Source organism: Arthrobacter sp. TE12232 (assembly GCF_054062615.1).
The window spans coordinates 3,985,631-4,010,492 of the sequence record NZ_JBSSFK010000001.1 but is presented as its reverse complement, the minus strand read 5'-3'; the positions used below and the strand labels follow the sequence as shown (position 1 = coordinate 4,010,492).

Annotated in this window: 23 protein-coding genes; 1 reads left to right on the top strand and 22 read right to left on the bottom strand. The window is 65.9% G+C overall.

Annotated elements, in window-relative coordinates:
• Window positions 1-103: 103 nt before the first annotated feature.
• The 13 genes from ACVWZ7_RS17935 to ACVWZ7_RS17875 form a co-directional block, all read right to left on the bottom strand.
• On the bottom strand, window positions 104-2,728 hold the full coding sequence (locus tag ACVWZ7_RS17935; protein WP_456508634.1) for a bifunctional lysylphosphatidylglycerol flippase/synthetase MprF: 2,625 nt from the start codon (window positions 2,726-2,728) through the stop codon (window positions 104-106).
• Between the two features lie 5 nt (window positions 2,729-2,733).
• Window positions 2,734-3,165, bottom strand: a complete 432-nt coding sequence (locus ACVWZ7_RS17930; protein ID WP_091253406.1) for a DUF2550 domain-containing protein — start codon at window positions 3,163-3,165, stop codon at window positions 2,734-2,736.
• 10 nt (window positions 3,166-3,175) lie between these two features.
• Window positions 3,176-3,460, bottom strand: a complete 285-nt coding sequence (locus ACVWZ7_RS17925) for a F0F1 ATP synthase subunit epsilon (RefSeq protein WP_091253404.1) — start codon at window positions 3,458-3,460, stop codon at window positions 3,176-3,178.
• 1 nt (window position 3,461) lies between these two features.
• Window positions 3,462-4,916: a F0F1 ATP synthase subunit beta gene (gene atpD / locus ACVWZ7_RS17920; protein WP_091253402.1), complete on the bottom strand. Its 1,455-nt coding sequence runs from the start codon at window positions 4,914-4,916 to the stop codon at window positions 3,462-3,464.
• An 81-nt stretch (window positions 4,917-4,997) separates the two neighbouring features.
• A complete protein-coding gene (locus ACVWZ7_RS17915; RefSeq protein WP_091253400.1) occupies window positions 4,998-5,891 on the bottom strand; it encodes a F0F1 ATP synthase subunit gamma in 894 nt (297 codons plus the stop codon).
• Window positions 5,892-5,967: 76 nt separating this feature from the next.
• Window positions 5,968-7,605 (bottom strand): F0F1 ATP synthase subunit alpha, encoded by a 1,638-nt coding sequence (atpA, locus tag ACVWZ7_RS17910; RefSeq protein WP_091253590.1) that lies wholly within the window; start codon window positions 7,603-7,605, stop codon window positions 5,968-5,970.
• 87 nt (window positions 7,606-7,692) lie between these two features.
• Window positions 7,693-8,517 (bottom strand): F0F1 ATP synthase subunit delta, encoded by an 825-nt coding sequence (locus ACVWZ7_RS17905; protein WP_116766912.1) that lies wholly within the window; start codon window positions 8,515-8,517, stop codon window positions 7,693-7,695.
• Window positions 8,517-9,068 (bottom strand): F0F1 ATP synthase subunit B, encoded by a 552-nt coding sequence (locus ACVWZ7_RS17900; RefSeq protein WP_116766911.1) that lies wholly within the window; start codon window positions 9,066-9,068, stop codon window positions 8,517-8,519. The genes ACVWZ7_RS17905 and ACVWZ7_RS17900 overlap by 1 nt, the downstream gene beginning before the upstream one ends.
• Window positions 9,069-9,117: 49 nt before the next feature.
• Window positions 9,118-9,336 carry an ATP synthase F0 subunit C gene (atpE, locus tag ACVWZ7_RS17895; protein ID WP_003804776.1) on the bottom strand — a complete coding sequence of 73 codons (219 nt, stop codon included), beginning with the start codon at window positions 9,334-9,336 and terminating at the stop codon, window positions 9,118-9,120.
• Window positions 9,337-9,458: 122 nt separating this feature from the next.
• Complete coding sequence (atpB, locus tag ACVWZ7_RS17890; RefSeq protein ID WP_116766910.1) at window positions 9,459-10,259, bottom strand: F0F1 ATP synthase subunit A; 801 nt, start codon at window positions 10,257-10,259, stop codon at window positions 9,459-9,461.
• A gap of 91 nt (window positions 10,260-10,350) precedes the next feature.
• A complete protein-coding gene (locus tag ACVWZ7_RS17885) occupies window positions 10,351-10,701 on the bottom strand; it encodes a hypothetical protein (RefSeq protein ID WP_456508633.1) in 351 nt (116 codons plus the stop codon).
• Window positions 10,694-11,179, bottom strand: a complete 486-nt coding sequence (locus tag ACVWZ7_RS17880) for a hypothetical protein (RefSeq protein ID WP_456508632.1) — start codon at window positions 11,177-11,179, stop codon at window positions 10,694-10,696. The genes ACVWZ7_RS17885 and ACVWZ7_RS17880 overlap by 8 nt, the downstream gene beginning before the upstream one ends.
• A 117-nt stretch (window positions 11,180-11,296) precedes the next feature.
• A complete protein-coding gene (locus ACVWZ7_RS17875; protein ID WP_456508631.1) occupies window positions 11,297-12,421 on the bottom strand; it encodes an MraY family glycosyltransferase in 1,125 nt (374 codons plus the stop codon).
• A gap of 308 nt (window positions 12,422-12,729) precedes the next feature.
• On the opposite strand from ACVWZ7_RS17875, the gene ACVWZ7_RS17870 reads away from it, so the two are divergent.
• Window positions 12,730-13,626, top strand: coding sequence for a glycosyltransferase (locus ACVWZ7_RS17870; protein ID WP_456508630.1), 897 nt, complete (start codon window positions 12,730-12,732; stop codon window positions 13,624-13,626).
• Between the two features lie 52 nt (window positions 13,627-13,678).
• On the opposite strand, the gene ACVWZ7_RS17865 is transcribed toward ACVWZ7_RS17870, so the two are convergent.
• The 9 genes from ACVWZ7_RS17865 to lysA all read right to left on the bottom strand — a co-directional run bounded on the left by ACVWZ7_RS17865 (window position 13,679) and on the right by lysA (window position 24,859).
• Entirely contained in the window at window positions 13,679-14,446 is a 768-nt protein-coding gene (locus ACVWZ7_RS17865; RefSeq protein WP_456508629.1) for a WecB/TagA/CpsF family glycosyltransferase, read from the bottom strand.
• Window positions 14,443-15,234 carry an L-threonylcarbamoyladenylate synthase gene (locus ACVWZ7_RS17860; RefSeq protein WP_116766904.1) on the bottom strand — a complete coding sequence of 264 codons (792 nt, stop codon included), beginning with the start codon at window positions 15,232-15,234 and terminating at the stop codon, window positions 14,443-14,445. The genes ACVWZ7_RS17865 and ACVWZ7_RS17860 overlap by 4 nt, the downstream gene beginning before the upstream one ends.
• Before the next feature lie 22 nt (window positions 15,235-15,256).
• Window positions 15,257-16,153: a peptide chain release factor N(5)-glutamine methyltransferase gene (gene prmC / locus ACVWZ7_RS17855; RefSeq protein ID WP_456508628.1), complete on the bottom strand. Its 897-nt coding sequence runs from the start codon at window positions 16,151-16,153 to the stop codon at window positions 15,257-15,259.
• 18 nt (window positions 16,154-16,171) lie between these two features.
• The gene (gene prfA, locus ACVWZ7_RS17850) at window positions 16,172-17,245 is read right to left on the bottom strand and encodes a peptide chain release factor 1 (RefSeq protein ID WP_091256683.1); all 1,074 of its coding nucleotides are present in this window, start codon (window positions 17,243-17,245) and stop codon (window positions 16,172-16,174) included.
• Between the two features lie 262 nt (window positions 17,246-17,507).
• Entirely contained in the window at window positions 17,508-19,658 is a 2,151-nt protein-coding gene (gene rho, locus ACVWZ7_RS17845; protein WP_456508627.1) for a transcription termination factor Rho, read from the bottom strand.
• A 321-nt stretch (window positions 19,659-19,979) separates the two neighbouring features.
• On the bottom strand, window positions 19,980-20,966 hold the full coding sequence (thrB, locus tag ACVWZ7_RS17840) for a homoserine kinase (protein WP_456508626.1): 987 nt from the start codon (window positions 20,964-20,966) through the stop codon (window positions 19,980-19,982).
• Window positions 20,967-20,968: 2 nt separating this feature from the next.
• Window positions 20,969-22,075: a threonine synthase gene (thrC, locus tag ACVWZ7_RS17835; RefSeq protein ID WP_091256688.1), complete on the bottom strand. Its 1,107-nt coding sequence runs from the start codon at window positions 22,073-22,075 to the stop codon at window positions 20,969-20,971.
• Window positions 22,076-23,392: a homoserine dehydrogenase gene (locus ACVWZ7_RS17830; protein WP_344368190.1), complete on the bottom strand. Its 1,317-nt coding sequence runs from the start codon at window positions 23,390-23,392 to the stop codon at window positions 22,076-22,078.
• On the bottom strand, window positions 23,393-24,859 hold the full coding sequence (gene lysA / locus ACVWZ7_RS17825; protein ID WP_456508625.1) for a diaminopimelate decarboxylase: 1,467 nt from the start codon (window positions 24,857-24,859) through the stop codon (window positions 23,393-23,395). It lies immediately after the preceding gene.
• Window positions 24,860-24,862 lie beyond the last annotated feature (3 nt).

Below are 24,862 nucleotides of genomic sequence, written 5' to 3'. Positions count from 1 at the left end.
GGCGCCCTGCATTGTTGGGCTCCCTGTTTCGGCCGCACTGCTTTTGCGCGGGCGCCGCTGCGGCGGAACCAATGCTGGCCCGAATTGCCGCGACGCAAATGCGCTAGCGCACCAGGGTCCGCAGCAGGCGTGCGCTCTGCCGGACGGATAACCCGGGAAGGTACGCCCGGCTCAGGGCCCGGCCCATCGCGGGCAGCTGCAGCGGATCCTGGTAATACAGGTACAGCGTGCGGTAGTCGGGTTTGAAGCGCGATTTGAAGGTTGCCAGCGACCGGAAGCCGTAGACCGGCTCCAGGGCTCGGCCCACGACGTCGAGGATTCCGGCCAGGCCCTCCGGTCCCGCGTCGCCGCGTCCGCCGTCCCCCGGCCCCGCGTCGCCGGCCCCCGCGCTTCCTCCCCCCGGGCCACCACCCAAGGCACCGCCGCCGTCGTCGCCTTCGCGCTCCCCCGCATCGTCTCCGGAGCGGTCCTTGGCCAGCGGTGAGCCGGACAGGGAGATGACCTCCACGGTGCGCTTGAGCTCCTGGACGGCGGAGGCGATGAGGAACTCCATGACGCCGGGGAAAGCGTCCCCGCGCCGGCGCATGAAGTCCAGGGTCCAGCTCACGATCCGCCCGTCCTCGAACACCGGCAGCCAGCTGGTGACGCCGTGCACCCGTCCCGCGGCGTCCACGGCCAGGCAGCAGAGCACCTCGTCGTCGTCGAGCTCGTCCATGCTGCCGAGCGTGAAACCCATTTCGGGGACGTGCTTTTGAGCCGCCCATTCTTCGGAGACCTCGCTGAGCTGGGCGCGCAGCGGGGCCGGAAACCCGCTGTAGCGGCCCCAGACGGCCCGGACGCCGGTCTTCGCGGCACGGTTCAGGGCTGTGCGGACGTTCTGCCATTGCTTGCCCTTGAACTCGAGTTCGCGCACCGCAAGCCTGGTTTCCTGGGCCACGGCCACCCTGCGGAAGCCCCGGGCACTCAGCATCGGCCAGAGTCCGTCGGTGCAGGAGTAGAAGCACGGGATCAGGGCGTTCTCGGCGCAGTAACGCATGAAGCCGGCTGCGGTCTCCTGATGGAGCGCCGCGGGTCCGAACGGTCCGGCCAGCGTCAGGGCCACGTTGCCGTGCTGCTGATAGGCGATCCCGCCGCGACGGTCCGGCGTGAACCAGTATTTGTTCGGTTCCCAGAGCGCCATCCAGGACAGCGAGTCGCCGCCTTGGCGGATGAGCTCACGGGCCGTGTCCCGGTCCCAGGAACCGACGTCGGTACTGTTCATCCCGGTACCGTGAAGCCGCCGCCGCAGGACCAGCCAGACCGCGGCCAGGGCGACGCCCCAGAAGATGATGCCGGCATAGGCGAACAAGAAGGCCTCGACGGCATTGCGGTTCTGGAACAGCCGGCTGTAGGCGCCGGGAATGGGCAGCGGCAGGTACTGCCGGGCCAGTTCCGCCACCAGGCCCAGCGGCCCGCCGTCGCGGTCCATCCCGCCTGCCGCCAGCCACGCCCCCGTGTAGGCGCCGGTGAGCGCCAGCCACGTGCCGCCGACCACAAGGGCCAGGGTCCGCCGCGCCTGCGGCGCCGTCTCCACCCTGAATTGCCGCCGGTTGAACCAGAGCAGCACCACGACCAGCAGCGGAACGGCCACGAGCGGGAGGACGTGGACGAAGCCTGAGCCCATCACGGCCGGGCGGGGCCGGTTGGGATAGTGCGGAATGCGGGCGAACAGGGCGAGGTACACGGCGGCCAGGGCCGTCACCCCCAGCTGGACAATGATGGCGATCCGCAGGGCAAGCCGGCGGCCCTGCCGCATGCCGTCCGCGCAGATCAGCAGGAGGACCACCGGGACGACCGCCAGCGCGAGGCCGAGCGGACCGGCGAAACCGGCACGGCCGGCCTCCAGGCAGTTGACGTCAACGGTACCGCCGCAGTTTTCCTCCAGCTGGCTCAGCGTGGGCAACGGGTTCAGCACGACGTCGCGCAACAAGGCAAGGGGCCCGGTGGGACTGCTGACAACGGCAGTAAGGATCGGTCCCACCGCGAAGATGGTCACCGTGAGGGCCAGCAGGTTCCGCGTTTCCCGTCCCGTTGAACGGTGGCGGTGCAGGGTGCCCCGGTCGCCCTGGATCCACCAGCCCGCGGCCAGGCCGGCGAGTGCCCCGCAGAGCCCCACCACAGTCTCCGCATGGCCCACGTAAAGCACCAGTAGTAGGGAGACGGACACGACGGCGGTCCGCAGGCGTCGTTGCCATAGCGTCGGCAGAAGCGCGCTGGCCGCCAGGACGACGGCAAGGACGGCCGCGTAGGGGCCGATCAACCGGGCGCTGACCATGAGGCCCAGCCAGCCGTCGCCGAGGTACCGGGCAAGCTGCGTGATCAGCAGGAACAGGGTCACAGCCGCGAACTGGCCCACGAAGAAGAACACGGCCGTCCGGAGCGTGCCCAGATGCCGCTCGGCGAGGCCCAGCAGCAGCAGGATCATGAGCGACGCGGCGAGGTAGGCCAGCAGATTGGTGGCGAAGAACAGGGAGGTGAACAGCGACCACCAGTGCCCTGCCTTCAGGCCCGGGGCGCTGACGGAAGCAATGGGCAGCAACGCGTGCGGCGGCCCGGACAGGAAACTGCCCGTGAGCGCCCCGATGGCAAGGAAGGCCGTGAGGACTGTCAGAGTGAACGGTACAGCCCGGAAATGCGCCAGCGTCCGGCGCACGCCCTGCTTCCAGACGCCCAGCCATGATGCGTCCACAGGCGCTAGCGCCAGGTGCCGACGCCGATGACCGGTCCGGCCTCAAGCCAGGAAGACAATCCCGTGTAGGCGTCGAACCGCATCGCAAGAAGGACCTCCTGGCCTTCGTAGCGAAGCTCCACGATCACGGCGTCAGGCTGGACCTTGAGGAGCTCTGATTCGGTGGGCTTGCGCCGGCCCAGCAGCTCCAGGGAGCTGCGCCGGAAGGTGTGCTTGGGACGGACACTCAGTGAGACCAGCCGGAACCACTCGAGCTCGTTGTCCTGATAACGACAAACCCCCATCTGCCAGCTTTTTCCAGCCGTGCAGATGGAGGCGTCCACCGTGCCGAGGGCACGCCGCAGATTGAAGCGGCGCACCCCCGAAAGACACAGTGCAAAGACCAGCAACGCAAACGCAGTTGCCAGGACGATGAACGGCAAACCAATATCGTTCATCAAGGTCGTGCTAGCGGATCCCCGCAGTAGCCGCTTCGCCCATTTGGGCGTTGTCAGCAACAATGACCACCCTGTTGTTGTCGACGGAGAAGAACCCGCCGTCAACAACTACAGAGATGCGGTCACCGGACACCGGCTCGATTGCCAGCTCACCTTCGGCCAGAATCGCCAGCAGGGGCGAGTGGCCGGGCAGGATTCCGATTTCACCATCGCTGGTGCGGGCCTTGACCATCTTGGCCGCTCCGGACCACACGAAGTGGTCCGCTGCGACAATCTCAACCTCAAGCTCAGCCATATTACTTGGTCTGTTCCTGGATCTTGGCCCACTGGCGCTCGACGTCGTCCAGGCCGCCGACGTTGAAGAACGCCTGCTCTGCTACGTGGTCGAGGTCGCCGTCGCAGATCGCGGTGAAGCCTTCAACGGTGTCCTTGATGGACACGGTGGAGCCTTCGACGCCGGTGAACTGCTTGGCGGTGTAGGTGTTCTGTGAGAGGAACTGCTGGATGCGGCGTGCACGCGAGACAACAATCTTGTCTTCTTCAGAGAGTTCGTCAACGCCGAGGATGGCGATGATGTCCTGAAGTTCCTTGTTCTTCTGAAGGATCTGCTTGACGCGGACGGCCGTGTTGTAGTGGTCGTGGCCGATGTACTGCGGATCCAGGATGCGGGAGGTCGACGTCAGCGGGTCAACGGCCGGGTACAGACCACGGGAGGCGATTTCACGGGAAAGTTCCGTGGTCGCGTCGAGGTGTGCGAAGGTCGTGGCCGGAGCCGGGTCGGTGTAGTCATCTGCGGGAACGTAGATGGCCTGCATCGAGGTGATGGAGTGGCCCTTGGTGGACGTGATGCGCTCCTGGAGGAGACCCATCTCGTCAGCCAGGTTGGGCTGGTAGCCCACGGCCGAGGGCATGCGGCCGAGGAGGGTGGAGACCTCGGAACCTGCCTGGGTGAAGCGGAAGATGTTGTCGATGAAGAGCAGCACGTCCTGGTTCTGCACATCGCGGAAGTACTCCGCCATGGTCAGTGCGGACAGTGCCACGCGCAGACGCGTTCCCGGCGGCTCGTCCATCTGGCCGAATACAAGGGCGGTGTCCTTGAGGACGCCTGCCTCTTCCATTTCGACCCAGAGGTCGTTACCTTCACGGGTACGCTCGCCGACACCGGCGAACACCGAGGTGCCACCGAAGTTGCGGGCAACACGGGTGATCATTTCCTGGATCAGCACGGTCTTGCCGACGCCGGCACCACCGAACAGACCGATCTTGCCACCCTTGATGTACGGGGTGAGGAGGTCGATCACCTTGATGCCGGTTTCCAGCATCTCCGTGGAGCCTTCCAGGGTCGCGAAGGCGGGAGCCTTGCGGTGGATCGGCCAACGTTCGGTGATCTGGAGTTCGGACTCGGCAACGTCGAGGGGCTGGCCCAGCACGTTGAAGATGTGTCCCTTGACGCCGTCGCCCACGGGCACGGAGATCGGGGCACCGGTGTCCACCACGCTGGTACCGCGGACAAGTCCGTCGGTGGCCTGGAGGGAGATGGCACGGATGAGGTTGTCGCCCAGGTGCAGGGCAACCTCAAAGGTGATGGTCTTGGTCTCACCGTTGAGAGTGATCTCGGTGGTGAGTGCGTGGTAAATCGAGGGGATTGCGTCAGCCGGGAATTCGACGTCGACAACCGGGCCAATAACACGTGCAATACGGCCGGTAGCACCGGACGTTGCGGCTACGTGTTCGGTAGCAGTGGCAGTCATCTCTCTCACTTCACTCAGTAGATGGCGTGGGGTTAAGTTTATCTTTTAGTGCAGGTACAGCTGGATCCGGACCCGGGCTGGCTAGGACGCGTTCAACGCGTCGGCACCGGCCACGATTTCGGAAAGCTCCTGCGTAATTTCAGCCTGGCGGGCAGTGTTGCGCAGACGCGTGTACTTCTTGATGAGGTCCGTCGCATTGTCGCCGGCGGACTTCATCGCCCGCTGGCGGGCTGCGAGCTCGGAAGCTGCTGCCTGCAACATGGCGGCGAAGATACGTGATTCGATGTAGCGCGGCAGCAGGGCATCGAGAACCTGCTCCGTTTCCGGCTCGAACTCGTAGAGGGGCAGCAGGTCCGATTCGGACGCGGCCGTCTCTTCGACAACTTCGAGCGGCAGCAGACGGACGACCGTCGGCTCCTGGGTCACCATCGACTTGAAGCGGGTGTAGACGACGTGGATTTCGTCGACGCCGCCCTCTTCGTAGGCGGCGGCGAAGTCAGCCAGCAGTGCTTCGCTGACTTCCCGAGCGGTCGCGAACTCCGGTGCATCCGTGTTGCCGGTCCATACGCGGTGGTACGGACGGTTCCGGAAGTCGAAGTACGCCTGCCCCTTGCGGCCGACCAGGAATGTCTTGACTTCCTTGCCTTCCTCGTGGAGCAGCTCGTTGAGGCCTTCGGCCTGCTTGAGGACGCTCGCCGAGTATGATCCTGCGAGGCCACGGTCCGAGGTAATAACCAGGACGGCGGCCCGGCGGATCTGCGCCGGCTCGGTGACCAGCGGGTGGTCAATTTCGCTCTGGCTTGCGACAGCAGAAACGGCACGCGTGATCGCGTTTGCGTAAGGCAGTGAAGCTGCTACGCGTGCGCGGGCCTTGCCGATGCGCGAGGTAGCGATCAGTTCCATCGCCTTGAAGATCTTGCGCATCGACGTCGTCGAGCTGATCTTCTGGCGGTAGACCCGGATCTGGGCTCCCATACTTATCCTTTCCTAAGATCCCGATGGCCGGGACTGCCGGAACCCGTGCGGGTCCCGGCAGTCCCTGCCAGCGAAACTAGCGCTTCTGCTTGACGATTTTTTCCTGGTCGACCTGATCCTCGCCGATGGGGGCGTGCTCCTCGTGCCCCGCACCGACCAGGAGGTTGTCTCCCTCGCCGAAGAAGCCCTTCTTGAAGTCCACGATCGCGGTCTTCAGTGCTTCTGCGGTGTCATCGTCCATGACGTTGGTCTGAGCCAGGGTCGTCAGGATGGAGGACTTGTGCTTGAGGTGCTCCAGGAACTCGGTCTCGAAGCGGTTGATGTCTTCAACCGGAACGTCGTCGAGGTAGCCGTTGGTGCCGGCCCAGATGGAGACGACCTGGTTCTCGACCGGGAACGGCGAGTACTGGCCCTGCTTGAGCAGTTCCATCAGGCGTGCACCGCGGGTCAGCTGCTGGCGCGATGCTGCGTCGAGGTCCGAGGCAAACATGGCGAAGGCCTGCATGTCGCGGTACTGGGCCAGTTCCAGCTTCAAGGTACCGGAGACCTTCTTCATGGACTTGACCTGGGCGGCGCCACCGACGCGGGAAACGGACACACCGACGTCGACAGCGGGGCGCTGGTTGGCGTTGAAGAGGTCCGACTGCAGGAAGATCTGGCCATCGGTGATGGAGATCACGTTGGTCGGGATGTAGGCGGAAACGTCGTTCGCCTTGGTCTCGATCAGCGGCAGGCCCGTCATCGAGCCTGCACCGAGCTCGTCGGAGAGCTTGGCACAACGCTCCAGCAGACGGGAGTGCAAGTAGAAGACGTCGCCCGGGTAGGCTTCGCGTCCCGGCGGGCGGCGCAGCAGCAGTGACACTGCACGGTAGGCCTCGGCCTGCTTGGACAGGTCATCGAACACGATGAGGACGTGCTTGCCGCCGTACATCCAGTGCTGGCCGATCGCCGAGCCGGCGTACGGTGCCAGGTACTTGAAGCCTGCGGGGTCGGACGCGGGGGAAGCCACAATCGTGGTGTATTCCAGGGCGCCGTTGTCCTCAAGGGTCTGACGGACGGCCGCGATCGTGGACGCCTTCTGACCGATGGCGACGTAGATGCAGCGTACCTGCTTGGTGACATCGCCGGAGGCCCAGTTGGCCTTCTGGTTGATGATCGTGTCGATCGCGATTGCCGACTTGCCGGTCTGGCGGTCACCGATGATGAGCTGACGCTGGCCGCGGCCAATCGGGATCATCGCGTCGATCGCCTTCAGGCCGGTCTGCATCGGCTCGTGAACCGACTTGCGCTGGGTCACGCCGGGCGCCTGGAGTTCCAGGGCACGGGTGGTCTCGGCCTTGATCTCGCCGAGGTCATCGATGGGCTGGCCCAGCGGGTCAACCACGCGGCCGAGGAAGGCGTCGCCGACCGGCACAGACAGAACCTGTCCGGTGCGGTGCACTTCCTGGCCTTCTTCGATTCCGGTGAAGTCACCGAGTACGATGACGCCGATTTCGCGGACGTCGAGGTTCTGGGCCAGGCCCAGCGTGCCGTCTTCGAAGCGAAGCAGCTCGTTCGCCATGACCGAGGGAAGGCCCTCAACACGGGCGATGCCGTCACCTGCGGTTGTTACACGGCCGACCTCTACGCGCTCTGCGTTTCCGGGTTCGTAGGACGCCGCGAACTCGTTCAACGCAATACGGACGTCGTCGGCGTTGATGGTCAATTCGGCCATCTGCAGTCCCTGCTCTCCTGTTTTCGTGATCATCGTTGCTCACGATGACCGGGGTTTCTTGTCGTTAGGTTGTGCTTGTCCGGCTAGCTAAGCAAGCTGACGCTGGAGTTCACCCAATCGGCCGAGGACGGAAGCGTCAACCACTTCATCCCCCACCTGGATCCGGATCCCGCCGATGAGTGCCGGGTCAACGTTCATGTTGATCTTGAGCTCGCGCCCGTAGAGGGCGTTCAGCCCCACCTGCAGGCGACTGGTCTGGGTCTCCGTCAGCGGACGGGTGACGCTGACCGTTGCAATCCAGCGCTGCTGGCGCTTGGCGGCAAGCTCGGCGAAGCGGCCAACGAGCCTGGTGACCTTGAGACCACGCGGAGCCGTGACGGCCTGTCCGATCAGGACCTTCGCTTCCTTGCTCGCACCAGGTACGAGCTTCTCGGCGAGGGACACCTTGGCGGCCGGGCTGGCCTGCGGCTCGGACAGAGCGCGCTGGACCTCGTGGCTGGACTCGACGGATTGGTTGAAGGCGAACAGATCGTTCTCCAGCGATTCCAGTCCGGTGAGTCCGGAGGCAGAGACTGCCGACTTGTTCTCGGCAACAGCGATGACCACCGAAGCGGCAAGAGTCTCGAGTGCATCGCCGATATCCCGTGCCGATGCCCAGCGGGAGCTGGCCAGTCCGCCCGCGATCTCAACAGCGTCGGCGGAAACTTTCCCGCCGAAGAGCTGCTTGACCAGCGCCGACTTTTCGTCACCGCTGCGGGACGGGTCAGTCAGGGCGCGGCGCAAGCCAGCCGAGCTGTCCACCGTGCCCAGGATGCCGAAGAGTTCCTCTGCCAACTGCAGCGACGCGGAGGGAAGCTTGGCTTCCAGGGCCGCCAGCGCAGCGGCCAGCGATTCGCTCGATACACCTGCCATTACTTAGCTACACCCGCGTTCTGGTTCTCCAGATCTGCCAGGAAGCGGTCCACCACTCGGGCCGACCGTGCGTCGTCGCTCAGGGCCTCGCCTACGATGCGGCTCGCCAGCGTCGTGGCCAGCGTGCCGACCTCCGCGCGGAGGGACACAACGGCCGCCTGGCGCTCGGATTCGATCTGCGTGTGAGCCTGTGCGGTGATGCGGGCAGACTCGGCTGCCGCCTTCTCCTTCAGCTCGGCCAGGATCTGGGCACCTTCGGCGCGTGCTTCCTCACGGATGCGGTTGGCTTCGGTGCGGGCATCCGTGAGCTGCTGCTTGTACTCTTCGAGTGCTGCGGAGGCCTCGGCCTGGGCCTTTTCGGCCTTGGCGATGCCACCCTCGATGGCCTCGGCCCGCTCTGCAAAGGTCTTCTCGAACATCGGGACAACGTACTTGACCACGATGTACATGAGGACAGCAAAGCCGGCGAAGACGACAAGCATCTCCCAAGGATTGGGAACGAGGGGGTTCGTACCGCCTTCGGTGGCGGCTGAGATGATCGCTTGATGCATATTTCACCCGTCCTTATCTACTCGGTTCTGGATGTTCGGTTTGTTCTGTTTACTTGAGAACGAACGCGAAGACCAGGCCAAGGATGGCGAGGGCTTCAGTCAGCGCGAGGCCGAGGAACGCGATCGGCTGCAGGACGCGCTGGGCTTCCGGCTGACGTGCCACACCGTTGATGTAGGCGGCGAACACGAGACCCACACCGATACCACCGCCGATGGCGGAGAGGCCGTAGCCGATGAGGTTGAGGGAGCCGTTGATGGAGCCTTCCATTTTTCTTCCTTTCAAGATGCCACCCATGTGGCAGGTTGTTTGGGTTGCTTCATCCCCGTGAGGGGAAGTCTTTTTGTGCCGATGGCGCTGCGCCTTGCGGCGTTGGCCCTGCGGCGCTGTGCCTAGTGGCTGTCGGCGTGCAGCGCGCCTTCGATGTAGATCGCGGTCAGCAGCGTGAAGACGTAGGCCTGCAGCACCATGATCAGCGCTTCGAGCATGTACATGGCGATGGCGCCGCCAAGGACGAGTACGGACGCGCCCTTGAGGAGGACATTTTCCTGCATTACCAGGAACTCAATGCCCGCACCGGAGATCATCATGATCAAGTGGCCAGCCAGCATGGTGGCGAACAGACGGAGGCTGTGCGTGACCGGGCGGACCAGGAAGTTGGAGATGATCTCGATCGGGACGACGATCGGGAGGATGTACCACGGGACGCCGGACGGAACCGTGGCCAGCTTGAAGTACTTCAGGCCGCTCTTCTTGATGCCGACGGCGATCCAGGTGATGTACACGATCGCTGCCAGCACGTAGGCGCCGCCGACGTGCGAGAAGGTCGGAAGCTGGATCACGGGGATTGCGCCGTAGATGTTGTTGACGAGGATGAAGAAGAACAAGCTGAACAGCAGCGGGACATACTTCATGAAGTCCCTGCCGCCGATGATGTCCTTGGCGATGCCGTTGCGGACGAAGCTGTAGGCGGCCTCGCCTGCGAACTGCAGCTTGCCGGGAACGAGCTGCTGCTTCCGCGCAGCGATCACAAAGAATGTAGCGATAATGACAACCGACAGGATTACCAGCAGCATCTGCTTGGAAAATCCTTCGGCTGCACCCCACGGGATGATAGCCGGCAGGTGAAGTTCTTCAATTCCAGGAGGCGTGAAGGTTCCAGAATCTTGGGCCGGGAGCGCAAGCGCGATCAACGCGTTTCCTCTCTGCAGTGTCCATCATTGGGCGTTGGGCGGGGACCGGCGACATTGCTGCCCGCCTCTCCCCCTGTGAAATTATTTGGCATTACTGTTCCTCGTCCTGGGACGGGCCACGTGCAGCATTGCCGTCATCAGCTGAAGTTCTGTTACTGGTGAGGCCGTGCATATGAGAAAGATAGAACCCTCCCGCAGCTCCAAGCAGAGCGCCTGCGAGCACAATCCAGCGGGTTCCCCACAGATTATCCAGTCCCCACCCTATCAAACTCCAGACGATGATTCCGCCAACAATGTAGCTAAAGACGGCGATTCCGGCGTTGTATCCGCCGTCGCTGCCGTCCGTGGATACACCGGGGGCACCGGCTGTGGTTTTGGGTGTTTTGGCGACCTTATGAGACGGTCCGGCAAGCGGCTCGCGGCCGGTTTTGCGGCTAAACATCGGTGCCGCCTTTCCGGGGTTCGGGATCGTTGTAAATCTGGAGCCTGGCCCTGCTGAAACCGTAGATCTCGGCCGCCTGCCAGAACACCACGGTCACGACGGCGCCGATCAGGAACCAGCGGCCGTGCAGCCAGGCCGGAGCTCCGATGACGAAGAGGACCACGGCAAAGCCGACGACCTTGACGAAATACGTCCCGACGAACAGTCCGATCGCTCCGGAGGGGTTGTTGCGGCCGACGAAGTGGCCCACCGCGAGGCTGATGGCGAAGAACGCCATCACCAGGGCTCCCCCGAAGAGGGAGGACCAGAATCCCACGGCGCCGTTGAAGAAGAAGGCGGTGACGCCGGTCAGCAGCAGGGCGGCGGCCGACGCAGCGGAACTCATGGCCAGCAGTCTCAGCCACAGGGATTTTGTGGGGCCGGAGACACCAACGGGTCCGTTGCCGGAAGCGGGTTCCGGTTCGGCGTTGGAGGTCATCAGATCCCAATCGTCGCGTGCGTAGTACAGGTCTTGGTGGGCGGCGAAGCACCGCCACTGAATTCTACATTAGATAGAAATTATTCTGAAAATTTCCTGTGAGCCAAGCGTCACAGTCTATTCCGGCGTGCCGGCGATCTGCCCCGGCCCCCGCTGCCGCAAGTACGGCCAGGCGGTCACCACGGCCAGGACGGCGGCGGCGGCCAGATCGACGGCGAGCACTATGTGCCACGGGAAGATCGCGAACGCGAGGCCGCCGAACGCCAGGATGCAGGTCCACAGGTACATCAGCACCACGGCGCTGCGGTGGGAGTAGCCGATGTCGAGAAGTTTGTGGTGCAGGTGCCCTCGGTCCGCCGACCACGGCGAGCGGCCCAGCGCGGTCCGCCGCACGACGGCCAGGCACAGGTCCAGGAGCGGCAGGAACAGCACGGCGAACGGCAGGAGGATCGGGATGATCGTGGGAATGCCGTTGGCCCGGTCGTAGAGCCCGGAGCTGATCTGACCGGTGGACACGACGCCTGCCGATGCCATGAGCAGGCCGATCAGCATGGCCCCGGAATCACCCATGAAGATCTTCGAGGGAAACCAGTTATGCGGCAGGAAGCCGACGCAGCTGCCCACCACAATGGCCGTCAGGAGGGTGGCCAGGTCCGAGCGGTCCAGCAGGACGGCCGTCCGGTGGACCCAGTAGGCCGTCAGGAAGAAGGCCGCTCCCCCGATGATCGCCACTCCCGCGGCGAGGCCGTCCAGTCCGTCGATGAAGTTGAACGCGTTCATGGTGGTCACGATCAGCCCGGCCGTCAGGACGATGCTCACGGCCTCGTTCTGAATCACGAACGGTTCCGGGATGAACGGGATGATCGTCATGCGGACTCCCCAGATGGCCACGACCAGCGCCGCGGCGCTTTGGCCGATCAGTTTGACCCACCATCGCAGATCCAGCAGATCATCCGCGACGCCGACCAGCACGATCACGGTGGCCCCGGCGAGGATCCCCCAGGGCGCGGCGTTGTTGCGGAAAATGTCCTTGACGAAGAACGATGTGCTCGCCGTGACCAGGGCCACCAGGACTCCTGCGAAGATGCCCAGGCCGCCGAGCCTGGAAATCGGCCTGGAGTGCATGTCGCGGCTGCGGATCGGTGAATACAGTTCCAGTTTGTTGCCCACAAGCCGGGCACCCCATGTGGCCGCGTAGCTCACGATCGCTGCCGTCAGCATCATGAGCAGATACATGATCACGGGAAGACCACCAGTCCTGAGCCATCGGCACAATCACAGGAGAAGGCATGACACGGCGGCATGCTCCGCAGCACCGGAGGCACCGGTGAGCTGCGGATATGGGGTGGATTCAATTGCCGTGGAACTGTCGTTCGAAAAATGAAACTTCTCCGTCGCCGTGCGCAGGGCAGGCAGTGCGTAGTGCCTGACAGGGCTGTATTACAGTGGACTCTAGTCAAGATACTAATGCCAACGGCCACCTGTCTTCGCGTCACACGGCCCTCCGCCGGCGGGAAAACCACTGACGGTCGTGCTGAAAGGACCCCGCGATGACCCCCTCGGTTGCAGTCGCTGCCGTGACGTTTGACCGTCCCAGGGAGCTGGCAGTCCTGCTGGATGCCATCAACAGCCAGACCGCCCCGGTGCGCTCCATTTGCCTCGTCGACAGCGGCACCGTGCCCTCCAAGGACGTCGCGGGCCGGCACGCCAACGTGGACTACGTCCGGTCCGAGGCGAACCTCGGCGGCGCCGGCGGTTTTTCGCTGGCCATCCTCAAGGCCGTGGCCAGCGGGGCTGACTGGATCTGGATGATGGACGACGACGCCGAGCCCGCGGACCCGGAATGCCTCGCCACGCTGCTCCGCGAAGCGCAGGCCCGGGACCTGGACGCCGTGGTGCCGCTCGTGGTGGCCCCCGGCCACCCGGACCGGCTGTCCTTCTTCTTCCGCCTCAACGGCAAGGTCACGCACGAGCGCGCGGAGGTGGAGAAGGTCGGGTTCCTGCCCGGCGACGGGCACTTCTTCAACGGCGCCCTGATCCGTTCCGATGTCTTCTTCAAGGTGGGCCTGCCGGACATGCGCCTGTTCATCCGCGGCGACGAGGTGGACTTCACGCTCAGGCTTCGGAAGGCCGGGATCCGCTTCGGCACGGTCACCACCGCCGCCATCACCCACCCGCACGCGTTCTCCGAAACCAAGCACGTCTTTGGTGCCCGGTGGCACGTGATCGTTCCGGACTCCGCCTTCAAGCGCTACTTCTACTACCGGAACCGCGGCTACATGATCCGCCGCCATTTCCGGGTCAAGTCCTTCATCGCCGACGTGGGCGGCTACCTCGGCTACTTCCTGCGCAGCGGCGACGTCCGCGGCCTCGCCGACTGGTTCCGCGCCTTTTCCACCGGGCTCCGCGGCAAGGGCTTCGGCCCCCTGGAGGACCAGAAGTTCTGACCCTTGCCGGCGCCAGGTCCGCCGGCGCTACGGCCGTGCTAAGGACGCCGCGCTAAGGATGCCGGCGCAGTCGCCGGCGCAGCAGCAGGCCGAGCAGCACCCAGGGTTCGCCGAACACCCGGTAGGCCACCCGCTGCGGGTGGAGCATGAGCCGCCAGGCCCATTCGAGCCCGAGCCGCCCGATCCAGCGCGGCGCCAGCTTCTGGACACCGGCAATCTGTTCAATGGCACCGCCGACGGCGCAGTAGACGGCCGGCGGAAGCATGGCACGCCGCCGGGCCAGGACTTGTTCCTGCAGCGGCATGCCCAGGCCCAGGAGCACAAGCTGCGGACGAAGCCGGGAGAGCCATTCGATGGCACTTTCCTCAAGGTCCCGATTCCAGCCTTCGCCGGGCATGCCGTCGACGCGCGCGCCGGGAACGATTTCCCGCAGCCTGGCCACGGCGCCGGCGTTGGCCACGGCGCCTGCGCCGATCACGGCAATCCGCTCGAGGCCCGCGACGTTGCCGAGGGCGGGAATCCAGTCGGTGGACCCTAGACGGTAGTCCATCACCGGGCCCCGGCCGTCGTCGTCTTCACCGGTCTTGGCCCAGAGCCACAGCACCGGGGCGCCGTCGATCAGCACCACGTCGCTGCGCTGGTAGAACGACCGGAAGGCGGGATCGGAGTGCAGCAGCGTCACGCTGTGCAGGTTGTGTCCCACCACAATGCGGGTGCTGCCCTCGGCGACGTAAGTGCTCAGGACAGCGGTCAGTTCTGAGACCGTGAGGGGGGTCGCCTCGACGTCGAGGAAGGGGACGTGCTGGCGCTCCAGCGTCATGCGGAGCCGGATCCCGCGCCCGGCGCGTCGCCGGACTCAGGGACAGCTGCCTCGGCTGCAACGGCGTCGGCGTCCACAGGCGCCGCAGCCTCGGAGCCGTCCACCGGTGCAGCAGCTTCCGGGGCGTTGCCGTCGACGTCCACGAGGTCCGGAACCACGGCGCGCAGGCGTTCGAGGCTGATGGCTCCCTGGCGGACCACGCGCAACGGCAGGGCGGTCGCGTCCACGATGGTCGAGGCGAGGGCCTCGGCGCCGCCGGCGGGCCGCGGGCCGCCCTCAAGGTAGACCTCCACGGATTCGGCCAGCTGGGCTTCGGCGTCCGCGGCGGTCTGCGCCGCCGCGTGCCCTGTGCGGTTGGCGGAGGACACGGCAAGGGGTCCGGTAAGCGTCAGGAGGTCCTGCGCGATCTCGTCAGCCGGGATCCGCAGGGCCACAGTCCCCTTGGTCTCGCCGAGATCCCAGTCCAGCGACGGCTGGGCATGCAGGATCAGGGTCAGGCCGCCGGGCCAGAAAGTCTCGGCCAACCGCCGCGCCTCAGCGGGAACTTCCGTGGCCAGACCGTCCAGGGCATTGAGCCTGGGGATCAGCACGGGCGGCGGCATCTTCCGGCTCCGGCCCTTGGACGCGAGCAGCAGGGTCACGGCCAGGGGTGAAAAGGCGTCGGCGGCAATGCCGTAGACCGTGTCCGTGGGGAAGACCACGCACTTGTTCTCACGGATGGCCCGCTGGGCATGTTCGAGTCCTGCGGCGCGCTGCTCAGCTGCCGTGCAATCGTAGCTAGTCGTCACTGGCCTATTCTTTCATCACTTGTCACACGATTCGGACGGTGTCCGCCGACGCTGTCAGATCTGACACTGTCAGCACAGCACTGGTCGCACGGTCCTTGCCATTGAGGTCCCGGTGCGTCGTCACCTCGGACCATTTCCCGGTGCGGGTGAGCATCCCGGCGATCCATTCCGACTGCACTTCAGCGTGCTCCATCACGAAGTAGCCGCCGGGGACCAGCAGCCGGGCAGCCGAGGCGGCCGCCGCCGTCGGAAGTTCCATGCCGTCCGCTCCCCCGCCGTACAGCGCCTCGGGCGGGTCGTGCAGCGCCACTTCCGGTTCGTTCGGGATCGCTTCAGCGGGAATGTAGGGCGGGTTGGAGACGACGACGTCGAACGTGCCGTTGTGTTCCGGCAGCGCGTCGCGCAAGTCGCCGCGGACGAGGTGGACGCCAAGGGGAGACAAGTTTTTCGCCGCCCAGGCGTGCGCGAAGACGCTATATTCCACCGCATGGACCTCGGCGCCGGGGATCTCGTGCGCGATCGAGCCTGCGATCGCACCGGATCCGGTGCCCAGGTCCACCACTTTGGGGTGCGCCATGCCCTGCAGCCGGTCAATCACCAGTTGCACCACGGATTCGGTTTCCGGCCGCGGAATGAAGACGCCGGGGCCGACGGCGAGTTCGAGGTAGCGGAAGTGCGCCACGCCGGTGATGTGCTGCAGCGGTATCCGTTGCGCCCGTTCGGCGACGAGGTCGGCATACCCCTCCGGTGCCGGGGCGTCGCCGAGCATCAGTGCGCGCAGCCGGCCGAGCCCGACGCCGAGCAGGTGCTCGGCCAGGAGCTCGGCGTCAACGCGCGGGCTGGGCACGCCGGCCGCGGCCAGGACCTCGGTCGCCTCGCGGACGGCCTCCGCAAGGCTGGGACCATTGCCTGCTGTCATCACGTGGTGCCCCGGGGCCTATTCGCCGATGGCGTCGAGCCTGGACTGCTCGTCCAGTTCGATGGCCGACTGGATGACCGGTTCCAGGTCACCGTTCATGACCTGGTCCAGGTTGTAGGCCTTGTAGCCGGTGCGGTGGTCCGCGATCCGGTTTTCCGGGTAGTTATAGGTGCGGATGCGCTCGGAGCGGTCCATGGTGCGGATCTGCGACTTGCGCTGGGCCGAGTTCTCGGCGTCGATCAGCTCCTGCTGGTGCGCCAGGATGCGGGCGCGCAGCACGCGCATGCCGGCTTCGCGGTTTTGCAGCTGCGACTTCTCGTTCTGCATGGCCACGACGATGCCGGTGGGAAGGTGGGTGATGCGCACGGCCGAGTCGGTGGTGTTCACGGACTGCCCGCCGGGACCGGAGGACCGGTAGACGTCGATCTTGAGGTCGTTCTGGTTGATCTCGAGTTCCTCGGGCTCGTCCACTTCGGGGAGCACCAGCACGCCGGCGGCCGAGGTGTGGATGCGGCCCTGGGACTCGGTCACGGGGACGCGCTGGACCCGGTGGACGCCGCCTTCGAACTTGAGCCGCGCGTACACGCCCTCTGCGGGGTCGTTCGAGTTGCCCTTGACGGCCATCTGGACGTCCTTGTAGCCGCCAAGGTCCGATTCCGTGGCGGAGATGATCTCTGTCTTCCAGCCGCGGGATTCCGCATAGCGGCTGTACATCCGCAGGAGGTCCGCGGCGAACAGGGCAGCCTCGTCGCCGCCTTCGCCGCCCTTGACCTCAAGGATCACGTTGCGGGCATCGTCCGGGTCGCGCGGGATCAGCAGCCGGCGCAGTTTGGCCGCAGCCGTCTCCAGCGCAGCCTCCAGCTCGGGTACCTCAGCGGCGAACTCGGGGTCCTCGTCCGCCATTTCCTTGGCAGCGGCCAGGTCATCGCGGATGCCCTCCCAGCGGTGGTAGGCCTCCACAATGCCGTTCAGCTGAGCAGAACGCCGCCCCAGTTTCCGGGCCAGCCGCTGGTCAGCATAGACAGCAGGATCCCCAAGCTGGGCCTGGATAGCGTCATGCTCATCCAACAGGCCCTGTACGGACTCAAACATTTTCAAAACCTCTTTCGACTCTCTCAAGTCTAGTAACGCGACAGCGAAGGTGGGCAAACAGCGAAGCCGTTCGGTTTTGCCGCCACAGTGAGCGGGCGCATCGGCCCCTGCGCCGCGCGGGTTTTCCGCCCCGGGAGTGGCATCGGGCCTGCCGAAGCGTGGAGGCTCAGATCCGCAGGATCGAGCCTCCACGCGAAGGGGCGGGGGCGGAAAACCCGCGCGGCGAACCACGCGAGGAATCCACTCCCCGCCCCTACGTCAACTACTTGTCGTTATCGGACTTCGCACCAAGCGTCGTCTTCTGCACCTGCATGAGGAACTCGACGTTGCTCTGGGTCTCCCGGATCTTGTTGGTCAGCAGCTCAAGGCTCTGCTGCGTTTCGAGTCCGGAGAGGACGCGGCGCAGCTTCCACATGATCTTGACTTCCTCGGGGGAAAGCAGGTTCTCTTCGCGGCGGGTACCGGACGCGTTGACGTCCACGGCCGGGAAGATGCGCTTGTCAGCCAGCTGGCGGGACAGGCGAAGTTCCATGTTGCCGGTGCCCTTGAACTCTTCGAAGATGACCTCGTCCATCTTGGAACCGGTCTCGACGAGAGCGGTGGCCAGGATGGTGAGCGAGCCACCGTTTTCGATGTTGCGGGCTGCACCGAAGAAACGCTTCGGCGGGTACAGCGCTGCGGAGTCCACGCCACCGGACAGGATGCGGCCGGAGGCCGGTGCTGCCAGGTTGTAGGCGCGGCCCAGACGGGTCATGGAGTCCAGGAGCACAACGACGTCCATGCCCATTTCCACGAGGCGCTTGGCGCGTTCGATGGAGAGTTCGGCCACGGTGGTGTGGTCGTCGGCGGGACGGTCGAAGGTGGAGGCAATGACCTCGCCCTTGACGGTGCGCTGCATGTCCGTGACTTCTTCGGGGCGTTCGTCAACGAGCACCATCATGAGGTGGACCTCAGGATTGTTGGTGGTAATCGCGTTGGCGATGGACTGCAGGATGAGCGTCTTGCCGGCCTTCGGCGGCGAAACGATCAGGCCGCGCTGGCCCTTGCCGATCGGGGCCACGAGGTCGATGACACGGGGGCCGATCTTCTTCGGGTCCGTCTCGAGGCGCAGGCGCTCGGAGGGGTACAGCGGGACGAGCTTCGCGAATTCGACGCGGTCCTTGAGTTCCTCGGGGGTCTTGCCGTTGACCGAGGTGACGCGGACCAGCGCGTTGAACTTCTGGCGGGCGGACTGCTGGCTGCGGTCCTCGCCTTCGCGCGGTGCACGGATGGCACCGACGACGGCGTCGCCCTTGCGCAGGTTGTACTTCTTGACCTGGGCGAGCGAGACGTACACGTCATTCGGGCCCGGCAGGTAGCCGGACGTGCGGATGAACGCGTAGTTCTCGAGCACGTCGAGGATGCCGGCGACCGGCAGGAGGACGTCGTCCTCCGTGACCTCGACGTCGTCGACGTCCGGTCCCTGCGCACGCCCGCGGCGGCGGTCGTTGCGGTCGCGGAAGCGGTCGTTGCGCGAGGAGTTGTCGCGGCTGTCCTGCTGGCCCTGGCGGTCACCGCGGTCGTTACGGTCACGTCGGTTGCGGCGGTTCCGGCGGCTTCCGCCGTCGGTTTCTTCGCTGTCGCGGGTGTTGTCGCGGGTGCCGGCGGCTTCGCCACGGGTGCGGGTGGTGTCGCGGCGCTGGCCGTCTTCACTGCCCGGCTCGGCCTGGCGCTGTTCACGCTGTTCAGTGCGCTGTTCACGCTGTTCAGTACGCTGTTCACGCTGCTCGGTTGCGGGCTGTTCGGCCTGGACTTCGCCGGCGTTCTGGCCGGCGGCCTCGCTGACCTGGGCTGCGGCTTCGCCGCGGCGGCGGTTGCGGGTGCGCGGCTGCCGCGTGCGGTCGCTGCCTTCCGTTGCGGAAACGGCCGGGCCGGTCTCGGCTGCGCGAATTCCGGCAGTGGGGCTTTCGGCCGCGCCGGGTTCGGTAGAAACCGCAGGGGCTTCTGCCGGAGCCGCGGCGGGTGCCTCTGCGGCGGCCGTCGTGACGACGCCGTCGCTGCCTGCACGGCGGCTGCGGCCGCGGCGGGCCCGGGGGCTTTCCTGGGCCGGGCTTTCCTGGGCGGCGGCCTCGTTGCCGGCGGCGGGCACGGTTACCGGTGCAGCTGCCTGCGAAACGGTGCCGTTGTCGGTCGCCTTTTCAGCAGCACGGGCCGGAGCCTTGCTGACCGGGGTGCCTGCGCGGTGGGCGGAAATGGCCGTGACCAGATCGCCCTTGCGCATGCGGGATCCGCCGGAAATCCCCAGCTGGCTGGCGAGGGCCTGGAGCTGGGCGAGCTTAAGGCCTGCAAGGCCGCTGCTCTTGGCGGGTGCTGCCGTTGATCCGGCAGCAGAAGATGTATCCACAGCCGGAGACAGCTCAGTGGTTTCGGTCACGAAGGATCCTTCCCCCTCGACGGCGTCCAGGCTAAGAGCTGGACGCGGTGATTTGATCTGGGCTGCAGTTCAGATCTGCAGCCGTGATTTCGGCCTTGCCGGATGGATTTCGGCCAGCAGGGCCGGATACTGCTTCACCATGCACGATCCGAGAAATGAGGAACGGCGGGCTGACGATTTCAGGGGGCAGAGCAATTCTGCTGATTCCTGCGTCAGACCGAAAGCAGGTGGCACCGGAAAATATTGCGCAGTGAAAGATGAGAGAGGCTACGTGGCCAACATCGCGGTCTTAGAACGGTTACTAATTTACCGCCTGCGTATTTACCGCCGGTGCACTTCCACTTTAGCACCTTCAACGTCCACGGCCAGTTTCATCACTCGCCAGCCCACTTCCGGCGTGTTGTCCGCCGTGTGGGCGCCGATGAAGTCGACAACCTCGCTGGCTTCGGCTTCCCCGTTGGCCAGGACCAGCACGGTGGGCCCGGCACCGGAGACGACGGCGGCGTGCCCTGCCTGCCGCAGCACGGCAATCAGCTCGGCGCTGGGCCGCATGGCTTCGGCACGGTAGCTCTGGTGCAGGTAATCCTCGGTGCCCGGCAGCAGGAATTCCGGATTGGCGGTCAGTGCGTGGATCAGCAGGGCGGCGCGGCCGGAGTTCATGGCCGCGGCGTGGTGGCCCACCGAGGCCGGCAGAAGCGCCCGCGCGGCTTCGGTGGAGAGCTCGTAGTCCGGAACGGCGACGACGGGAATCACCGAGGGGGCCACAGCAGCGCACGTGCTGCTGTACTGGTCACTGTCCTGCCATGACAGCGCCAGTCCGCCGAAAATGGCGGGTGCGACGTTGTCCGGGTGGCCTTCCATTTCGCTCGTAAGCTGCAGAATCCAGTCGCGGCCGCGCCGGGACGCCTCCGGAACCAGGGCGTTCGCGGCACTGACGGCGGCCACGACGGCCGAGGCCGAGGACCCCAGGCCGCGCCCGTGCGGGTTGACGTTGTCCGCCGTGATCCGCAGGCCTTCGTGCCGGAAACCGAGGCGGTGCAGCGCCTCGGTGAGGGCCTTGACCACGAGGTGCGTGGCGTCGCGGGGCAGCGACTCGGCACCCTCTCCGCTGAGCTCGAATTCAAGTTCACCGCTGGCCAGGGTTTCCACGGTGAGCGTGTCATGCAGCGTCAGCGCCAGGCCGAGGCTGTCGTACCCCGGGCCCAGGTTGGCACTGGTGGCAGGCACCCGCACGGTGACAAGCTGGCCTGCCGGAACGGCGGGAGTGCCTGCCGCTGATTCGGCCGGGACGGTGAGGGTGGTTTCCAACGCTATTTTTCTTCCAGTCCCAGAGCTGCGGCGACGGTGACGACGTCGTTGGAGACCTTGACCGGCTGCACATCGCTGCCGTCCTCGGTGCGCAAGGCCCACTGCGGGTCTTTGAGCCCGTGACCAGTCACCGTGATCACGATCGTCTTGCCGGCCGGAACCTCCCCGGCCGCGTGCTTCTTGATCAGGCCGGCGACACCGGCAGCCGAACCGGGCTCCACGAAGACGCCTTCCCGGGCGGAGAGCCAGCGGTGCGCGGAGAGGATTTCCTCGTCCGTGACGGCCTCGATCACGCCGCCGGATTCATCCCGGGCCGCCACGGCGGTGTCCCAGGAGGCCGGGTTGCCAATACGGATGGCGGTGGCAATGGTGTCGGGTTCGGTGATGGGGTGGCCGGCCACGAACGGGGCAGCCCCGGCAGCCTGGAAGCCCCACATGACCGGGGTCTTCGTGGCGACGGCGGGAAGCGAGCCGGCGGTAGGCGACTCGTACGCCGCGGCGTACTCCTTGTAGCCCTTCCAGTACGCGCTGATGTTGCCGGCGTTGCCCACCGGAAGCACGTGGTAGTCCGGGGCGTCGCCGAGGGAATCGACAACTTCAAAGGCGCCGGTCTTCTGGCCCTCGATCCGGGCCGGGTTGACGGAGTTGACCAGGAACACCGGGTAGGACTCGCCGAGCTTGCGGGCGATGTCGAGGCAGTTGTCGAAGTTGCCGTCCACCTGCAGCAGCGTGGCCCCGTGCGCGATCGCCTGGCTGAGCTTGCCCATCGAGATCTTGCCCTCTGGGACCAGGACCGCGCACTGCAGCCCGGCCGCCGTCGCGTAGGCCGCGGCGGAAGCTGAGGTGTTGCCGGTGGAGGCGCAGACCACGGCCTTGGCGCCGGCCGCCACGGCTGCCGTCATGGCCATGGTCATGCCGCGGTCCTTGAAGGAACCGGTCGGGTTCATGCCCTCGACCTTGAGGTAGACGGTGCTGCCGGTCAGCTCGGAGAGGTGGCGGGCGTGCACGAGCGGGGTGCCGCCCTCGCCCAGGGTGATGACCTTAGTGGCTTCCGTGACAGGAAGACGATCAGCGTATTCGCGGATGACACCGCGCCATTGGTGAGCCACTTAGACCCCTTCTACCCGCAGTACGGATGTGACGGAATTGATGACGTCCAGGCGCTTGACGGCCTCGACGGTTGCTGCAAGTGCGGCTTCGCGTGCACGGTGTGTCACGATCCGCAGCTCGGCAGACTCCACGTTGGAGTCGGCGTCGCGGTGGATGGTCTGCCGCATGATTTCGATGGACACGCCGTGCTCCGCGAAGAGCTGGGCGATCCGGGCCAGGACGCCGGGCTGGTCCGCGACGTCGAGTCCGATGTAGTAGCTCGTGATGGCTGCATCGATGGGCAGTGCAGGCACGTGCCCGGTGGTGGTTTCGGTCCGGCCCGGGCCGCCCAGGACAATGCGGCGGGCCGCGGAGACGAGGTCGCCCAGCACGGCGGACGCCGTCGGGGTTCCGCCGGCGCCCTGTCCGTAGAACATGAGTTCGCCGGCGTTCTCGGCTTCGATGAAGACGGCGTTGAACGCACCGCGGACAGCGGCCAGGGGGTGTTCGCGGGGCAACAGCGTCGGGTGCACGCGGACGGAGACGCCGGTCCTGCCGTCCTCGTCCGTCAGCTTCTCCGCAATCGCGAGCAGCTTGATGACAAAGCCGGCCTCCTTCGCGGCGGCGATGTCCGCCGCGCTGACGGCCGTGATGCCCTCGCACGAGACGTCTTCCAGGGCGAACCGGGTGTGGAAGGACAGCGAGGCAAGGATCGCTGCCTTGGCGGCGGCGTCGTAGCCCTCGACGTCGGCGGTGGGGTCGGCTTCCGCGTAGCCCAGTCGCTGGGCTTCGGCCAGGGCGTCGGCGAACTGCGCGCCGGTGGAGTCCATCTGGTCGAGGATGAAGTTAGTGGTGCCGTTGACGATCCCGAGCACCCGGGTGATCCGGTCGCCGGACAGGCTGTCCCGGATGGGCCGCAGGATGGGAATGGCACCGGCGACGGCGGCCTCGTAGGAGAGCTGCACGCCGGCCTTGTCCGCTTCCTCGTAGAGCGTGGGACCGTCCTGGGCCAGGAGCGCCTTGTTGCCGGTGACCACGCAGGCCCCGTGCCGCATGGCCGTCAGGATCAGGGTCCGGGCCGGCTCAATCCCGCCCATGAGCTCGATCACGAGGTCGGCGTCCTTGACGAGGGTTTCGGCGTCGGTGGTGAACAGCTCCTGGGGCAGATCGACGTCGCGTTCGGCGTCGAGGTTGCGCACAGCGATGCCGCCCAGTTCGAGGCGGGCGCCTGTGCGCGCCGCGAGGGCGTCGGCGTCGTCAATGAGAATCCGCGCAACCTGAGCCCCGACGTTGCCACAGCCCAGCAGGGCCACTTTCAGGGTTCGCAATTCGGTCATTCAGACTCCCATGTCGCGGTTGAGCAGATCTTCTTCGGTTTCCCCGCGGACAATCAGCCGGGCAGATCCGTCGCTGACAGCGACGACGCCCGGCCGGGCCAGATAGTTGTAGTTGCTTGACAGGGCCCAGCAGTAGGCGCCGGTCCCCGGTACAGCAAGCAGATCACCGGCTGCCACGTCCTCGGGCAGATATACATCTCTAACAACTATGTCGCCGCTCTCGCAATGTTTGCCCACTACTCGGGACAGCTGCGGGGCCGCCTCGGAGCTCCGCGAGGCGAGAATTGCCGAATAATCCGCGTCATACAGCACCGGGCGAGGGTTGTCGCTCATCCCGCCGTCCACCGACACATACCGGCGGGGGTACGTAACCTCGTTGCCGACTCCCCCGGCTTCGGAACCCGGGGCGTCCACACGGACGGTCTTGAGCGTGCCGACCTCGTACAGCGTGAACGTCGTGCTGCCGACGATTGCGCGGCCCGGTTCGATCGAGATCCGGGGGGCGGAAATACCCAGCGCGGCGCACTTGGAACGGACGACGGCGGCCATCGCCTGCGCGATCTCAGCGGCCGGGCGGGGCGTGTCAACGGGGGTGTAAGCGATGCCGTAGCCGCCTCCGAGGTCCAGCTCGGGCAGCACGATGGAGTACTTGACCTGCATTGCGGCCAGGAAGTCCAGGAGCTTTTCGGCGGCGAGGGCGAAGCCGTCGGGTTCGAAGATCTGGGAGCCGATATGGCAGTGCAGGCCCAGCAGCTCGATGCTCTCGTGCCCAATGGCCGCGGCCACGGCTTCCTCAGCGGCGGACAGCCCGGCCTGGTCGGTGGAGTCCGGCGCCATGGAGAGACCGAATTTCTGGTCCTCGTGGGCGGTGGCGATGAATTCGTGCGTGTGGGCGTGCACTCCGGGGGTCAGCCGGAGCATGACCTTCGCGGTGTCGCCCCGGTTGGCCGCGATCGCCGCGACGCGTTCGAGCTCGTCGAGGCTGTCCACCACGATCCGGCCCAGTTGCATGTCCAGGGCCCGGTGGATTTCGCCGTCGGACTTGTTATTGCCGTGCAGGGCGACGTCGGCGCCCGGGATGCCGGCGCGGGCGGCGACGGCGAGTTCGCCGCCGGATGCGGTGTCCAGGCGCAGCCCTTCTTCCTCGACCCAGCGGACCACGGAGGTGCACAGGAAGGACTTGCCGGCGTAGTAGACGTCCACTCCCCCACAGATGTCCGCGAAGGCGTCGTTGAACGCGTCGCTGAACGCCCGGGCGCGGGCCCGGAAATCGGTCTCGCTCAGCACGAACAGCGGCGTCCCGTACTCGCGTTGCAGTTCGCTGACCGTCAGCCCCTCGATGGTGAGCTCGCCGGCGTCGTTCCGGGCCACGCCGCCGGCCCACAGCGGTTCGTGGAGGGCGTTGAGGTCGGCGGGGACCTCAAGCCAGCCGGGTGCGAGCGGGGACTGTCCTGTATTTGCGGTCATGAC

Coding starts and splice junctions, on each gene's coding strand:
- ACVWZ7_RS17905 (WP_116766912.1), bottom strand. CDS start 8,517: ATGGCAGGTGTATCGAGCGAATCGCTGGCCGCTGCGCTGGCGGCCCTG.
- ACVWZ7_RS17925 (WP_091253404.1), bottom strand. CDS start 3,460: ATGGCTGAGCTTGAGGTTGAGATTGTCGCAGCGGACCACTTCGTGTGG.
- atpD (WP_091253402.1), bottom strand. CDS start 4,916: ATGACTGCCACTGCTACCGAACACGTAGCCGCAACGTCCGGTGCTACC.
- lysA (WP_456508625.1), bottom strand. CDS start 24,859: ATGACCGCAAATACAGGACAGTCCCCGCTCGCACCCGGCTGGCTTGAG.
- ACVWZ7_RS17880 (WP_456508632.1), bottom strand. CDS start 11,179: ATGACCTCCAACGCCGAACCGGAACCCGCTTCCGGCAACGGACCCGTT.
- atpE (WP_003804776.1), bottom strand. CDS start 9,336: ATGGAAGGCTCCATCAACGGCTCCCTCAACCTCATCGGCTACGGCCTC.
- prfA (WP_091256683.1), bottom strand. CDS start 17,245: ATGTTTGAGTCCGTACAGGGCCTGTTGGATGAGCATGACGCTATCCAG.
- ACVWZ7_RS17930 (WP_091253406.1), bottom strand. CDS start 3,165: ATGAACGATATTGGTTTGCCGTTCATCGTCCTGGCAACTGCGTTTGCG.
- atpA (WP_091253590.1), bottom strand. CDS start 7,605: ATGGCCGAATTGACCATCAACGCCGACGACGTCCGTATTGCGTTGAAC.
- prmC (WP_456508628.1), bottom strand. CDS start 16,153: ATGACAGCAGGCAATGGTCCCAGCCTTGCGGAGGCCGTCCGCGAGGCG.
- ACVWZ7_RS17865 (WP_456508629.1), bottom strand. CDS start 14,446: ATGACGCTGGAGCGCCAGCACGTCCCCTTCCTCGACGTCGAGGCGACC.
- ACVWZ7_RS17830 (WP_344368190.1), bottom strand. CDS start 23,392: ATGACCGAATTGCGAACCCTGAAAGTGGCCCTGCTGGGCTGTGGCAAC.
- ACVWZ7_RS17885 (WP_456508633.1), bottom strand. CDS start 10,701: ATGTTTAGCCGCAAAACCGGCCGCGAGCCGCTTGCCGGACCGTCTCAT.
- ACVWZ7_RS17915 (WP_091253400.1), bottom strand. CDS start 5,891: ATGGGAGCCCAGATCCGGGTCTACCGCCAGAAGATCAGCTCGACGACG.
- ACVWZ7_RS17900 (WP_116766911.1), bottom strand. CDS start 9,068: ATGCATCAAGCGATCATCTCAGCCGCCACCGAAGGCGGTACGAACCCC.
- ACVWZ7_RS17870 (WP_456508630.1), top strand. CDS start 12,730: ATGACCCCCTCGGTTGCAGTCGCTGCCGTGACGTTTGACCGTCCCAGG.